Consider the following 13,696-nt stretch of genomic DNA (forward strand, 5'->3'; position numbering starts at 1 on the left):
CATGCGGGAGGGGGCCTTTCCGGGACGACGGCCGATATTATGATCGACTATGACCGCTACGGCTCTCTGGCGGAGATGATGCTGGAGGCGACGCATGCCTTCGGGCCGCGCGACGCCTTCATCCAGCAGGGAAGCCGCCTGACCTTCGACAAATGGCAGGCGTTGTCGCGCGACCTTGCCGCCGCCCTGCATCACCGTTTCGGGGTCCGGCGGGCTGCGCGCGTCGGGGTGATGCTGCCCAACCTGTTGGCCTTTCCCATCTGCCTGCTGGCGCTGCTGCGGCTGGGCATCACGCAGGTCAACATCAACCCGCACTACACGGCGCGGGAACTGGCGCACCAGTTGAATGACAGCGGCGCGGAACTGCTGATCCTCCACGTGGATGCGCTGGCCACCTTCCGGGCCATCGATGTACCGACGGCGGTGCGGGCGGTGATCATCGTGCCCGATGACAGTTTCGGACCCGTCCCTGCCGATGCGGGCGATCCGCCCGCATGCGCCCTGTCAGAGGTTCTTGAGGCGGGACGGGTGCTGTCGCTACCGGAAATGAAGATCGCCCCCACGGATATCGCCTTCCTGCAATATACCGGCGGCACGACGGGACCGTCCAAGGGGGCGGCCCTGACCCATCGCAACGTCACCGCCAATGTCCTGCAGTTCGAAGCCTTCTCCCACGGGCATTTTGCGGCGAGGGAAGAGGTGGTGATGACGGCGATCCCGCTCTATCACATCTTCGCCCTGACGGTGAACGCGCTGTTCATGGGCCGCCAGGGTGCCCGCAACATCCTGATCGCCAATCCCCGCGACATCGACGGGATGCTGGATGAATGGGAACGGCACGGCGTTACCTTCTTTACCGGGGTGAACACCCTGTTCAACGTTCTGTTGAGCAATCCACGGTTCGCGGCGCTGTCCTTTGACGCGCGGTTCCGGGCCGTGGGCGGCGGGGCGCCAGTGCAGGCCGCCGTCTCCGCCCGCTGGCAGGCGGTCACCGGGCGGCACATCCGCGAGGGCTATGGCCTGTCTGAGACCTCGCCCATCCTCACCTGCAATCCCTTCGACGCCGATCGCTTCAGCGGCGCCATCGGCGTCGCCTTGCCGGACACGGAGATTTCCATCCGCGACGACCAGGGCAGGAAGGTGGCCGCCGGTGTGCCGGGCGAGCTCTGTGCACGGGGGCCGCAGGTCATGGCCGGCTACTGGCATAACACGGTCGCGACGCGGGACGCCTTCACCCCGGATGGGTTCTTCAAGACGGGCGACATTGCGATCCTGGGCGCCGATGGCTGTTTCAGGATCGTGGATCGCAAGAAGGACATGATCCTGGTCTCCGGCTTCAACGTCTATCCCAACGAGGTGGAGGCCGAGGTCGCCATGCTCGACGGTGTGCTGGAATGCGCCTGTGTCGGCGTGCCCCATGCGCGCACGGGGGAGGCGGTCATGCTGTTCGTGGTGCGCAAGGATGCCGGGCTGACCGTTGATGCTGTGGCGGATCATTGCCGGGCGCGGTTGGCCGCCTACAAGGTGCCGGGACGGATCGAGTTCACCGACGCCCTGCCGAAATCCGCCGTGGGCAAGATCCTGCGCCGGGAGCTGAGAGAGGTGGGTCAAGAGGGCCGACCGTCGTGACCACCGGGCGTTGCGGGTGTGGATGCAATTGGCGTCTCGGGCTGACGCGGATAAAAAGCCACTCCGTCGGTCAAATCCTGCCCCGCTTCCGAACAAGGCCAGCATGCCCATCACGATGGATGGCATGATAGAGGGCGGAATGTCCTGGGACAGGGTGGGCGGATGAGGCGCGCCCATCCATTACCCCCCCCAGCCTTTACTTCTACTGTGTCATAAAGAGCGTAATTGATGGCAGCCTGGACATCGCTGGAGGGTTCTGGCGATTGCGATGCACAGCGTCGCGTGATGGTGGAAGCCATGCCATTCGTTACCGAACAGCTGGAAATGCAGGCCGCCTGATCCGACAGTCAAACCAGTTGGCGCCTTCAGGCGCCGTTTCCAAAACTTTGCAACAAAGCCTCCTTCTGAACGCCCCACCCACAGGACGTCGAAGCCGTCAGCTTCATTGTCCGGGGCAATCACGATCTCATCGCAGTCCTTATAGACCGCGATGACGCGGTGGGTGCATCTCCGTACCGGGCGGTATCGCCGACCTTCAAGCCGCCATGAGCGCGGGCAGTATCTATTATCCGTCTCCTCTTGCACCAGGTCGTGGAAGGGTTCGTGGTGCCGGCTTGTAACCGGCCAGAGCTTCGCCCACCGTTGGTAGGCGCATTCCGCCGGCAGCGTCGTCTGTCAGGCTGTGCGGACCTGCGTCAGGAACTGCTGGATACGTTGGCTGAGGGCGGTCGACCGCCGTGTCAGATCGCCCGAAGCATCATTGACCTGCTGCGAAGCCTCCTTGGTGTCCGTCGCCCCGCGCAGAACGTTGGCCACGCGGTCGTTGGCCTGACGTGTGCTCAAGGTCGCCTGCTGTACATTCTGCACGATGCCCTGGGTCATCTGCGCCTGCTGTTCCACGGCACCGGCGATGGCCACGCTGGACTGGCGCATGGACAGGATGGTTTCAGAGATGGCCTGCAGCGCGCTGACGGCGTCATGGGTCGCCGTCTGGATGGCGTCCACCTGGGCGCCGATCTCCGCCGTCGCCTCGGCAGTCTGGCGGGCCAGGGTCTTGACCTCACCGGCAACGACGGCGAAGCCCTTGCCGGACTCCCCGGCGCGCGCCGCCTCAATGGTGGCGTTCAATGCCAGCAGGTTTGTCTGGCCCGCTATATCGCTGATCAGCCCGACGACGGCCCCGATGCGGTCTGCGGCATTGGCAAGCCCCTTCACCAGCATGTCGGTCCTTTCGGCCTCCTCCACGGCATGCTGGGCCACGGCGCTCGACTGGGCCACCCGGTCCCCGATCTCGCTGATGCAGGCCGAAAGCTGTTCGGCCGCATGGGCGACGCTGGCGACCTCGTCGGACGTCGTGGAGATGGCCGTGGCCATGACCGCCGCCGCCTCCCGCGTGGCGTCGGCGACGCCCGACATGGTGACGGCGGTATCCCGAAGCTGCTGCACGGCGCTCATCGTGTCGTCAAGCGACCGGGATGCCCCATCGTCAAACGCCAGGGTGAGATCGCCGATGCGGCCGGCCCGCACCTGCTCCGCCTCGGCCTTGCTGCGCTGTTCGTCCTGCAGGCGCCGGCGTTCCGCGTCATGTTCGACCAGCACGCGCAACGCCGTGGCAAGCCTGCCGAGTTCATCGCGGCGGGACAGCAGTGCGTCGGGCACCCTGGTCTCCACCTCACCACCGATCAGACGGTGGGTCACGTCGGCCAGCATGATCAGGGGACGGGCCACCCGCCGTGCGACGAAGCCATAGACGAAGGTCACGACGGCCCCCAGAGCGACGACGCCGACAGCCACCAGCAGGTAGGTGAGCAGGATGGCCTGACTGACCTGATCGCGGACATGGTCCAGCGTCATGCCCTGCCGTTCTTCGATATGATTCAGCACCTGCTCCAGCTCGCTGCCGCTGCGCTCCAGTCCGCCAATGAAGGCCAATGTCGTCGAGACGTCGCCATCGATGATGTCGATCAGGTCGCGGCTCTTGCTGACATATTTCTTCAGCAGCTTGTCCAGGCCCTCCCGCTCGGCGGCCAGACCATTGTCGATGGCGATCTCCACCAGGCGGGGCACATCGGCCTCCAGCTTGTCGGTCATGGCCAGCAGGCCCGTCTTGACCGCCTGGACCTTGGCGCCGGATGCCTCCGTCGCCGCCAGCGCCACCAGATGGTACAGCGCCTTGCGCTGTTCCGTCAGTCGGGCGCTGAAGGCCTGCATGTCCGCGTTGTCGGTGAAGACCGGTCCCAGCGCCTGGCGTACCTGGCTCTCGACGTCCTTGACGGCATGGATCTGCACGACCCCGATGCCGAGCATCGTGGCGGCCAGCAGGATGAAATAGACGGCTATTCTCTTGGCGACGGGCATGGCCAGTACCTCCAGAGCGCTAATCTTCTGGGAACAGTGCCTGCGCAGGCAGCCTGGGAGGACGACGGCTCGGCCTTCCAGGCCGCCACGGCACCCGGCATCTCTACCGGGGCGTCGCGCTTGCGGCGATCGGCGTTACTACTTGTAGACCCCACCACATACGACGAGATCCTGCTCGACCTGGCAGTACATCTGCTTCGGCTCGACCTTCTTGTTGACCGGATTGGTGAATTTGTAATCCTGCCAGAAGCTCTTGTTGGTCTTGGCCAGCTCCATGCGTTCCCGGATATAGAGCTTGCCGTCGATATCCTCGGCATCGCTGAGGTCCTTGCCGATAAGCTTCGCGTTGGCCCCATGGGCCAGGCAGCGACCGGTCAGGTCATAGACCACCACATACAGGTCGCGATCGACAAATGCCCCCTCGCGATTGCCGAAATCCGCGAATGCCTTGTCGCGGCCGGCCTCATTCAGGTGGACCACGGCCCGTTTGACCATGGCGATGGCCTCATCCCGGTTCGCCCGGTCAGAATCGGCATGGGCAGGTACGCCGGCCTGCATGGCGGCAACGGTTAAGAAGGCGATGAGATGGTGTGCGCGCATTTGCTTTCCTCCCGCAGGTTCAGCGTCAACCACGGGTAAAGCATGCGCGCGACGATCCAACTTTGGTCCCGATCAACGGGATATATAAGCTTCTGGTCATAGCGGTTGAACCGGCATGATTTCTCGGCAATGGGGGATGACATCGTGTGGCCGGATTACACACCGCATACCGGCGGCCATGTGATCAGCGGCCATGACGGTGCCCACCGGTCGGCCGTGGCCCGTCAGCTCCAGCGATTTCCAGGTTTGGCTTTCACGCCGCATGAGGCTATGGAGACCGGTGATGGCAAAGTATGGGCCTCTGCAAGGTGCTCGAGTCAGGCAGGCTGACGGACCTCAAGACTGCACAGATCGATGATCAACGCGCTACGAGCCAGGTGGAACCGATCCTTGCGCACGCTTCCATCACCATCACCGATCTCGTCTCCGCCGGTGACCGTGTCGCCTTCCATGCGCGTCAGGATGGTGTGCTGGCAGACGGGTTCCGTGATGGAAAGCCCGAAGCCCCGGCCTGGATGCATTGCGCCGGCATTGTCCGGTGGCAGGAACTGCCAAGCGAGGGCCGGGGATCAGCCCGCAAAACGCAGGCGCAGTTCCGCCATGGAACCCTGGCGGCGGGACTGCGCCTCCAGGGCCAGCTTGCGGATCAGGAAGCCGGTCATGCGGTTGCCGGCCTCCTCATCCTCCAGCAGTTCGTCTGCCGTGGGTGGGTTGATCTCCAGGGGCGGCGGCAAGCCCTGATAGCGGAAGATGATGGTCAGGAAATATTCATCATACTCCGTTGCCAGTTCCACCTCCGGCCGGGCCGGGTCGATCAGCCCGGCATCGCGCAGCAATTCGATGGCCTGCCAGCCGGCATGCTCGGCACGGCGCACGGCGGTGACGCGCGCACCCCAGGCGCGGCCCTGCGCCTCGATGAAATCGGCGATCCCGTCGGCGGTGATGTCCGCGGCCCGGAACCGCGCCGTTTTCCGCGACCGCTCGCCCAGATGGAACAGGGTGGCCAGCGTCACGCAGACCAGCATGCCCGCCGACACGCTGGAAAAGGCCAGATAGCGGAGATCGGCCCAGATATTGACCAGCGCCTCCAGCAGCGGCAGTCCCGCCAGCCCGACCAGCAGGCCGGTGCCCACCGCGATGATCCGCCGGTTGTCCAGCAGGCGCGAGGTGACGAGGCGCATGCCGCTGATGCTGGCGGTGCAGGACAGGAACAGCAGCAGCGCGCCGGCCACCGGATTGGGGATCAGCAGCCAGACCATGATCAGCTTGGGCATGAAGGCGAACAGGACCAGCAGGCCTGCCGTCCAGTAGGCCAGGTGCCGGCTGGTGCAGCCCGATGAGGCGGCCAAGCTGGCGCCGCCGCCGCTGGCCAGCAACGGCAGCCCGTTCAGCAAGGCCGCCACCAGATGCATCAACCCCTCCGCCCGCACGCCATGGCCCAGGGAGCGCAGGTCGGGCCGCACCCAGTCGGCGTCGTTGGCACGCTGCATCAGCGACTGGGTGCCGATCGAACTGAGCGCCAGCAGGAAGCCGGTGACGATATAGGGGAGCAATGCACCGGCATCGAAGGACCAGCCGAAGACCGGCAGGCCCGGCAGGTGCAGATAGGGGGCCTCGGCCGTCCGCACCATGGCGGCAGGGTCCAGCAGGCCGAGCGGCCAGGATAGCAGCACGCCCGATACCAGCCCGGTCAGGGTGGTGAACAGGCGCAGCCGACGGCCGCCCCAGACATGGCAGGCGGCCATGACGGCGAAGCAGCCCGCCGCGGCCGCCAGACCGGTGCCTGCCGGCTGCATGCGGCCATGCTCGAACTGTGGCAGGTCGAAAATCAGGGCAAGGCCGACCTGGCCCAGCCCGATACCGATCAGGAGCACTGCCAGCCCCGCCACCTCCACCGTGATGATGGCGCGCAGCCGGACGATCACCAGGCTGAACGCCAGTTGCGACAGGCCGATGATCGCGATCATGCCATAGGCCGCGGGCAGGCCGCCGGGCCGGTCCGCCGCCAGCGACAATGTCGCCAGCACCGTGGTCGTGGCCTGCAAGGGATAATAGTACCCCGACCCGATGCCGAAGCGGCCCCAGGCCTGCAACAGCACGCCCGCCGCCGAGGTCAGCAGCGTCGCCGATGCCAGGTCCAGGAACACCGAGGGTGGTAGGCGCGCCATGTGGCTGTAGAGGCTGGGCACCAGCAGCAGCACGGACAGGAAAGCCACCTGCTGCACGGCCAGACCCAACGCCACGCGCGGCGGCAGCCGGTCGTTCAGCCAATAGACGATATTGTCGGGCCTGCGCATGGGCGGACTAGTTCCTGACCTTGCCCATTAGACGACGGGCAGCAGCGTCATGCGGTCCGGCGCGGTGGTCCAGACATCGCCCGTCTCCAGGTCGAACCACCAGCCATGCAGGATCAGGCCCCCGTCCTCCACCCGTTCCTTCAGCCAGGGATAGGTCATCAGATTATCAAGGGAGCCCAGGACGGACGCCCGTTCCACCAGGTCGGGATTCTGCTTCAGCAGGTCGAGCGACACCTTGCGCGTGCTGCCGCTTGCATCCGTCACGTGATGGTCGCAGGCCTTCAGTGCCATCCCGACCCAGGTGCCGATGAAGTCCCGGTCCGGCCAGACGCCGCCGGCGGCCCCCAGCAGGGCCTTGATGCCGCCGCAATGGGCATGGCCCAGCACCACGACATGGCTGACCTTGAGGTCGCGTACCGCATATTCGATGGCAGCACCCGTCCCGTGCATGGCGGCTGCCGGATCATAGGGCGGCACCAGATTGGCGACATTGCGCAGCACGAACAGGTCGCCGGGGCTGGCACCGGTCAGGATGGCCGGATCGACGCGGCTGTCGGAACAGCAGATCATCAGGATGCTGGGCGCCTGGCCGTGATCGACCAGGTTACGCATCATTTCCGGCTGTTCCTGGTAATGGCGCAACTGGAAACGGCGTATCCCTTCCACGAAGCGGTCGATATCGCCACCGTTCTGCTCACGCTCCGCCACCATGGCCCCTCATCCAATCATCAGGAGGAATCAAGCGTATGATTTCTATCTGGTACGACGGTGCGACGCCATACCCTCGCATGGGGAAGCGGCGGCCCCGTCCTTAAGAGCAATTGTCCGGTCGTGTGGTCCGCGCCAAGATCGACCGCCGTCACCCTTGCGGATGTAGGTAGGGAGTGTCCGGCGGGATAGGATATTGTCTGGCAGTTGCCGCGGGCCGGCGGCCAAGTTCATGCCGGAGAGGGCGGGAATGAATATCGCTGAAGAACAGATTGGTCCCATCCAGGTGCTGATCCCCATGGGGCGTCTGGACGGTAACAGCTGCAAGGCATTAGATGACCGGCTGGCGTCGGTCTTCGACGGCAGCAACGGTCTGGTCCTGGACATGGCGGGCCTGGATTATGTCAGCAGCGCTGGGCTGCGTGTCCTCCTGAAGCTGGCCAAGCAGGCCAAGGCGCGGGGCGCCGGACTGTCCCTGTGCAACCTGCATCCCAATGTGCAGGAGGTGTTCGACATTTCCGGCTTCACGGTCCTGTTCACGATCAGGGCCGACAGGGCAGCGGCATTGGACGCCATGGGCTGACCCCTGGTATCCGCGAGACGCCGGGGCGCGGTTTGGGCCAGAAGACGGGGATGCGGGCAAACATCTCCATCTCCACCCAGCCAATCTGGAAGAAGCGGTTGCGGGCAGGGTCCTCCAGCGTCCAGCGCGGTGAGCCGTGATGGTCGGAGGGCGCCTGGTGGAGATGCAGCTCCTCCCGCCGCGGGGGCAGTCGGCCTCGGCGACAGACGTCAGGCGGACGCGCATCTGGCGTGGCGACGGCGAAGGTCGGCCAGCGCCTTGAAGGCGTCGCAGCCTTACCTGACCGCATGTCATGCCCGGGTAGAGGCATAGATGATGGTCAGCGCCCGGAACCGCCGGCATTGAACAAGGCATCCGACACGAAATCCATGGCCCCGCCTTCACGCCGCAACCGGACTTGATTGCGACGGTAGTCTCAGGGCTTCAGAAGAGTATGTGCATCAGCAGCGATGGCTGCTGTTCGCTTTGGGTAGCGCAGAGCCCAAGGGCGCCCCCGAAGATTTCCGACGGCAATCATCAGGCGTATGTGGCTCAGGAAGCACAATCTACTACGAATGTCATATTAACCAAAGGATTGTCGGCGGGTGAATGATTTATCGACTAAAATGATAATCTGCTAACATAGCGGGACCGCTTTGGTGCGTTGCCATCGGGATGGTGGAGGCCGGCTGGTGCAGGATAACCCGCAGATTGGCGTTGCTGGCAACCCATCGGACGAGCCGTTCCGGTTGGTGGTGGAGGCTGCGCCCAACGCCATGGTGATGATCAATGGCCAGGGACGCATCGTCATGGTCAATGGCCAGGCCGAGCGGGTTTTCGGCTATGACCGGGCGGAGATGCTGGGCCAGTTCGTCGAGATGCTGGTGCCGGCGCGGTTCCGGGGGCATCACCCGGCCCTGCGCACCGCCTTCACCGGGGATCCGAGTCCCCGCCCCATGGGGGTTGGCCGCGACCTGTACGCCCTGCGCCGCGACGGGACGGAGTTTCCCGTCGAGATCGGTCTGAACCCCATCCAGACGTCCGACGGGCCGATGGTCCTCTCGGCCATCGTCGATCTGTCCTTGCGCCGGCAATCGGCGGAACGGTTCCGCCAGGTGGTGGAGGCCGCACCCAACGCCATGGTGATGATCAATGGCGACGGCCGGATTGTCATGGTCAATGCCCAGGTGGAGCGGCTGTTTGGCTATGACCGGTCCGAACTGCTGGGCAGCCCGGTGGAGATACTGGTGCCCGACCGGCACCGCGCCGCTCATCCGGGCCTGCGCGGCGGGTTCTTCCATCATGGCCATGGTTCGCGCCCCATGGGGGCTGGCCGCGACCTGTTTGCGCGCCGCAATGATGGCAGTGAGTTTCCCGTGGAAATCGGTTTGAACCCCATCACCATGGATGAGGGGCCGATGGTCCTGTCGGCCATCGTCGATATTTCCGACCGGGTGCAGCGGTTGCAGCGCATGAATGACCGGCTGGAGGCGCGCACCCGCGACCTTGAGGTGGTCAATCAGGAGCTGGAGGCCTTTGCCTACTCCGTTTCGCATGATCTGCGGGCACCCTTGCGCAGCATGGACGGGTTCAGCCAGGCATTGCTGGAGGATTACGACAATATCCTGGATGACCGGGGCAAGGATTATCTGGCCCGCGTCCGGCGGGGTGCCGTGCGCATGGGGCAATTGATCGACGATCTGTTGAAGCTGTCGCGCGTCACCCGCAGCGGCATCACCCCCATTGCCGTCGATCTGTCCGCCATCGCCAACAATGTGGTGGAGGAGTTGCGTCAGCATGATCCGCATCGTTCGGTCCAGGTGGTGATCGCGCCCGGTCTGCTGGACGTGGCCGATCCGCGGCTGATGCGGGTGGTGCTGGATAATCTGCTGGGCAATGCCTGGAAATTCACCAGCCGCACGGCCGCCCCCGCCATCGGCTTCACCAGCACACGGCGGGGCGGGCAGGTGGTTTATCAAGTGTCGGACAATGGCGTCGGGTTCGACATGGCCTATGCCGACAAGCTGTTCTCACCGTTCCAGCGGCTGCATGCCACGCATGAGTTCGAGGGCACGGGCATCGGTCTGGCGACCGTCGCCCGGATCATCCGCCGGCACGGCGGGAATATCGAAATCCAGTCCGAACCGGGCAAGGGCACGCTGGTGTCCTTCACACTCAATAGCGGGGACGAGGCACATGGCTGACGGGCGGTTGCTGATCGTGGAAGACGATCCCGATGACGAGGCCCTGATCCTGCGGGCCCTGAAGTCGGCGCATGTCACCAACCCCATCGACATCGCCCATGACGGGGTGGAGGCGCTGGCCCATATCTTCGGCGATGCCGGCCCCAATGACCCCATCCCGCCGCCGCCCGTGGTGATCATGCTGGATTTGAAGCTGCCCAAGATCGACGGGCTGGAAGTGCTGCGCCGTTTGAAGACCGACCCGCGCAGCCATCATATTCCCGTGGTCATCCTCACCTCGTCGGATGAGCAGGAGGATATCGTCCGCTCCTATCGCCTGGGCGTGAACTCCTATGTCCGCAAGCCGGTGGATTTCGGCCGCTTCTCCACCAAGGTGGCGCAGCTTGGTCTTTATTGGACGCTGATCAACCTGCCACTCGCGGACGACCGGTCATGAGAGGGGCCGATCCCGTTCGCATCCTGCTGGTGGAGGATAGCGACCTTGACGCCGCCTGGTTGATCGAAAGCCTGCGCCGGGGGGGCATGAAGGTGGAGGCCCACCATGTCGACAATCGGGACGCCGTCGTTGCGGCATTGGCCGAGCGGACCTTCGACATTGTCCTGTGCGATTATTCCATGCCGTCGCTTTCACCCCTGGAGGTCACCCTCCTGGTCCAAGCGCACGACCCGGACCTGCCTTTGATCGTGGTGACGGGGACCATCGGCGAGGAGTCGGCGGTGGCCGTCATGCATGCCGGTGCGGCGGATTTGGTGCTGAAGGACCGCATCGCCCGGCTGCGCCCGGCCATCGAGCGCGAATTGGCCGCTGCCACGACACGCCGCCAGAACCGCGTGATCGAACAGGCCCGCCAGCAAAGCGACATGGTGCTGCGCGGCATCGCCAAGAATATCCCCGGCATCATCTCCGTCGGTATATGCGGGCCGACGGGAGCCTCAGCTATACCTACATGCAGAAGGAGTTGCTGGCTGATTTCATCGATACCGGCGACCTGGGCGATCCCGCCACCAGCCCCCTGGTGATGGCGTCCGGTGCCACGCTGTTGCGCGCCATCCATCCCGATGATCGCAAGATCTATCGGGACGCCATGGCTCTGTCGGCGGCAACGCTGGAACCCATGATCGTCGAATTCCGGCTATCGACCGCGTCCGGCGGCACCCGCTGGCTGCGGTCGCAATCGCAGCCGGAAAAGCTGTCCGATGGATCGGTGCAATGGGATGGCATCGCGCTGGACGTGACGGAACTGAAGGCGGCGGAGGCGGTGCGCGACCATCTCGCCTATTTCGATCCGGTGACCGATCTGCCCAACCGGGCCCATTTCACCCGGCTGCTGATCGAAACGCTGGCCAGACCGCTGAAAGATCGGCGCGTGGCCTTGTTCTGTCTGGGCCTGGAAGCCTTTGCCGATTTCCAGGATGGATGGGGTCTGGCGGCCACCGACGCGCTGGTCCGCGCCGTGGCGGATCGTCTGCGTCAGCTCCTGGAACCCGGCGAGGTGTTGGCACGGTTCGAAGGGGCCTATTTCTGCCTGCTCCTGCCCGACGCGCCAGCCGACCTGGACCAGAGGCTGTGGCAGTTGCAGACGGCCTTCGACCTGCCCTTCAACGTGGATGGCGTGCAGATGTCCCGCCGCGCCCATATCGGCATCAGCCTGTATCCGGCCGATGCCAGCGACGCGACGGAGATGCTGCAACATGCCAGCACCGCCCTGCACGAGGTGAAGCCGTCGCACGCACCCTTCCGATATTACGCCGCGGAGATGACGGAACGGGCGGTGAAGCGCCAATGGATTCAGACAGAGCTGACCGCCGCCCTGGCGAATGACCGGATCACGCTGTTCTATCAGCCGCTGGTGCATCCGGTCCGCCACCACATCATCGGGGCCGAGGCGCTGGTGCGCTGGCAGCATGAGGTCCGCGGCCTGATCTCGCCGGCGGATTTCATCCCCGCGGCCGAACAGGGCGGCCAGATCGTGGAACTGGGGCATGAGGTCCTGCGCCAGGCGCTGAAGCAGACGGCGCTGTGGCGGGCCGCCGGCCTGTGCGATTTCCCGATATCCGTCAATGTGTCGGGCATCCAGCTCATGCGCCCGGATTTCAGCGTCCGGGTGCAGTCCCTGTTGGACCAGACTGGCCTGCAGCCCACGGCGCTGAAGCTGGAACTGACGGAAAGCACCATCATCCGCGATGACGACCTGGTCCATCGCAACATCACGGATCTGGCCAGCCTGGGTGTCAGCTTCGCGCTGGATGATTTCGGCATGGAACATTCGGTGTTCAGCCGCCTGTCGGAACTGCCCATCGACACGGTGAAGGTGGACCGGTTCTTCATCAGCCAGATGGTCAAAGCCGCCGAGCATGCGGCGCTGGTCCAGGCCATCGTCGCCATGTCGCATGCCATGCACAAGCAGGTGGTGGCAGAAGGGGTGGAAACGCAGGAGGAACTGATCTACCTGCGCGCCTATCAATGCGACGCCCTCCAGGGCTATCTGTTCAGCAAGCCGGTGCCGGCGGCGGCGATGGAACTGCTGCTACGCCAGGGCCGGTTGCTGGGGTGATGGGGGGCGGGCGAGACCGGTAAGCCCGGTCGCTGAGAGTTTGTTGGGTTTAGATGGAGCCTCCATATCCCGCCTTCCCGGTGACAAGCCGGGACCCAGGAGCCAAGCGCCCGACCTGTCGGCAGCTTTGATCGACGCCGCGTAGAGGTTTGGTCCTGTGGCCCCTGGGTCCCGGCTTGTCACCGGGAAGGCGAATATAGGGTGCGCTTCAACTGAAACCTGACAGGCTCTAGGACAACGCCACGATCAATATCGGCATGTTGAGCATGCTGCGCGATTGCTGAGGCGCGAGGTGTCTGCGGCGGGTCATTCCTGGTTCCGGCCGGGCCGATCCTGAGCGAACTACCGAGCCAGGACGCGGGCGGCTTCCTTTGTCGTGGTGACGGCACCGGTGACCTTGCCGATTGAGTGGTTAATGGCCGTGAGATTGCGGGTGACGGTTTCCACGGCGGCGGCGGTCGTCTGCATGTTGGAGGACATGTCACGGGTGACCGCGCTTTGCTCCTCGACGGCGGCGGCGGTGGTGGAGACATATTCCCGGACATTGCCAACCGCGCTGCGGATCTCCCGGAGGGCAACGACCATGTCGGTGGACAGCCCCTGGATACCGGCGATTTCGGCGGAGATTTTCTGGGTCGCGTTGGCCGACTGGTTGGCGAGGTTCTTGACCTCGGTGGCGACGACGGCAAAGCCGCGCCCAGCCTCACCGGCACGCGCCGCCTCGATGGTGGCGTTCAGGGCCAGCAGGTTGATCTGGCCGGCGATGGCGCGGATGGCATCCAC

At 64.7% G+C, this 13,696-nt stretch carries 12 protein-coding genes; 6 read left to right on the forward strand and 6 right to left on the reverse strand.

Annotated features, from left to right (window positions below):
• Positions 1-39 precede the first annotated feature (39 nt).
• Positions 40-1,629 carry an AMP-binding protein gene (locus tag AC1Q7F_RS29055; RefSeq protein ID WP_492512058.1) on the forward strand — a complete coding sequence of 530 codons (1,590 nt, stop codon included), beginning with the start codon at positions 40-42 and terminating at the stop codon, positions 1,627-1,629.
• A gap of 675 nt (positions 1,630-2,304) precedes the next feature.
• Here the strand turns inward: AC1Q7F_RS29055 and AC1Q7F_RS29060 are convergent.
• The 5 genes from AC1Q7F_RS29060 to AC1Q7F_RS29080 form a co-directional block, all read right to left on the reverse strand.
• A complete protein-coding gene (locus AC1Q7F_RS29060) occupies positions 2,305-3,987 on the reverse strand; it encodes a methyl-accepting chemotaxis protein (RefSeq protein WP_492512059.1) in 1,683 nt (560 codons plus the stop codon).
• A gap of 138 nt (positions 3,988-4,125) precedes the next feature.
• On the reverse strand, positions 4,126-4,647 hold the full coding sequence (locus AC1Q7F_RS29065; RefSeq protein WP_492512060.1) for a cache domain-containing protein: 522 nt from the start codon (positions 4,645-4,647) through the stop codon (positions 4,126-4,128).
• Positions 4,648-4,904: 257 nt separating this feature from the next.
• Positions 4,905-5,108 (reverse strand): hypothetical protein, encoded by a 204-nt coding sequence (locus AC1Q7F_RS29070; protein WP_492512061.1) that lies wholly within the window; start codon positions 5,106-5,108, stop codon positions 4,905-4,907.
• Positions 5,109-5,156: 48 nt separating this feature from the next.
• Positions 5,157-6,884, reverse strand: a complete 1,728-nt coding sequence (locus tag AC1Q7F_RS29075) for a solute carrier family 23 protein (protein WP_492512062.1) — start codon at positions 6,882-6,884, stop codon at positions 5,157-5,159.
• A 27-nt stretch (positions 6,885-6,911) separates the two neighbouring features.
• Positions 6,912-7,595, reverse strand: coding sequence for a carbonic anhydrase (locus tag AC1Q7F_RS29080; RefSeq protein WP_492512063.1), 684 nt, complete (start codon positions 7,593-7,595; stop codon positions 6,912-6,914).
• Positions 7,596-7,842: 247 nt separating this feature from the next.
• On the opposite strand from AC1Q7F_RS29080, the gene AC1Q7F_RS29085 reads away from it, so the two are divergent.
• The 5 genes from AC1Q7F_RS29085 to AC1Q7F_RS29105 all read left to right on the forward strand — a co-directional run bounded on the left by AC1Q7F_RS29085 (position 7,843) and on the right by AC1Q7F_RS29105 (position 12,913).
• The gene (locus AC1Q7F_RS29085) at positions 7,843-8,175 is read left to right on the forward strand and encodes an STAS domain-containing protein (RefSeq protein ID WP_492512064.1); all 333 of its coding nucleotides are present in this window, start codon (positions 7,843-7,845) and stop codon (positions 8,173-8,175) included.
• Between the two features lie 671 nt (positions 8,176-8,846).
• Positions 8,847-10,358 carry a sensor histidine kinase gene (locus tag AC1Q7F_RS29090; RefSeq protein WP_492512065.1) on the forward strand — a complete coding sequence of 504 codons (1,512 nt, stop codon included), beginning with the start codon at positions 8,847-8,849 and terminating at the stop codon, positions 10,356-10,358.
• A complete protein-coding gene (locus tag AC1Q7F_RS29095; RefSeq protein WP_492512066.1) occupies positions 10,351-10,794 on the forward strand; it encodes a response regulator in 444 nt (147 codons plus the stop codon). Before AC1Q7F_RS29090 ends, AC1Q7F_RS29095 begins: the two co-directional genes overlap by 8 nt.
• Positions 10,791-11,378, forward strand: coding sequence for a response regulator (locus AC1Q7F_RS29100; RefSeq protein ID WP_492512067.1), 588 nt, complete (start codon positions 10,791-10,793; stop codon positions 11,376-11,378). Before AC1Q7F_RS29095 ends, AC1Q7F_RS29100 begins: the two co-directional genes overlap by 4 nt.
• Positions 11,306-12,913, forward strand: coding sequence for a putative bifunctional diguanylate cyclase/phosphodiesterase (locus AC1Q7F_RS29105; RefSeq protein ID WP_492512068.1), 1,608 nt, complete (start codon positions 11,306-11,308; stop codon positions 12,911-12,913). Before AC1Q7F_RS29100 ends, AC1Q7F_RS29105 begins: the two co-directional genes overlap by 73 nt.
• A 342-nt stretch (positions 12,914-13,255) precedes the next feature.
• Here AC1Q7F_RS29105 and AC1Q7F_RS29110 read toward each other — a convergent pair.
• Positions 13,256-13,696: methyl-accepting chemotaxis protein (locus tag AC1Q7F_RS29110; protein ID WP_492512069.1), on the reverse strand; the 441-nt coding region annotated here is incomplete at its 5' end.

Source organism: Niveispirillum sp. GW835-FHT14G11 (genome assembly GCF_058793615.1).

Coding starts and splice junctions, on each gene's coding strand:
- AC1Q7F_RS29055 (WP_492512058.1), top strand. CDS start 40: ATGATCGACTATGACCGCTACGGCTCTCTGGCGGAGATGATGCTGGAG.
- AC1Q7F_RS29060 (WP_492512059.1), bottom strand. CDS start 3,987: ATGCCCGTCGCCAAGAGAATAGCCGTCTATTTCATCCTGCTGGCCGCC.
- AC1Q7F_RS29070 (WP_492512061.1), bottom strand. CDS start 5,108: ATGCATCCAGGCCGGGGCTTCGGGCTTTCCATCACGGAACCCGTCTGC.
- AC1Q7F_RS29075 (WP_492512062.1), bottom strand. CDS start 6,884: ATGCGCAGGCCCGACAATATCGTCTATTGGCTGAACGACCGGCTGCCG.
- AC1Q7F_RS29080 (WP_492512063.1), bottom strand. CDS start 7,595: ATGGTGGCGGAGCGTGAGCAGAACGGTGGCGATATCGACCGCTTCGTG.
- AC1Q7F_RS29085 (WP_492512064.1), top strand. CDS start 7,843: ATGAATATCGCTGAAGAACAGATTGGTCCCATCCAGGTGCTGATCCCC.
- AC1Q7F_RS29095 (WP_492512066.1), top strand. CDS start 10,351: ATGGCTGACGGGCGGTTGCTGATCGTGGAAGACGATCCCGATGACGAG.
- AC1Q7F_RS29100 (WP_492512067.1), top strand. CDS start 10,791: ATGAGAGGGGCCGATCCCGTTCGCATCCTGCTGGTGGAGGATAGCGAC.
- AC1Q7F_RS29105 (WP_492512068.1), top strand. CDS start 11,306: ATGCAGAAGGAGTTGCTGGCTGATTTCATCGATACCGGCGACCTGGGC.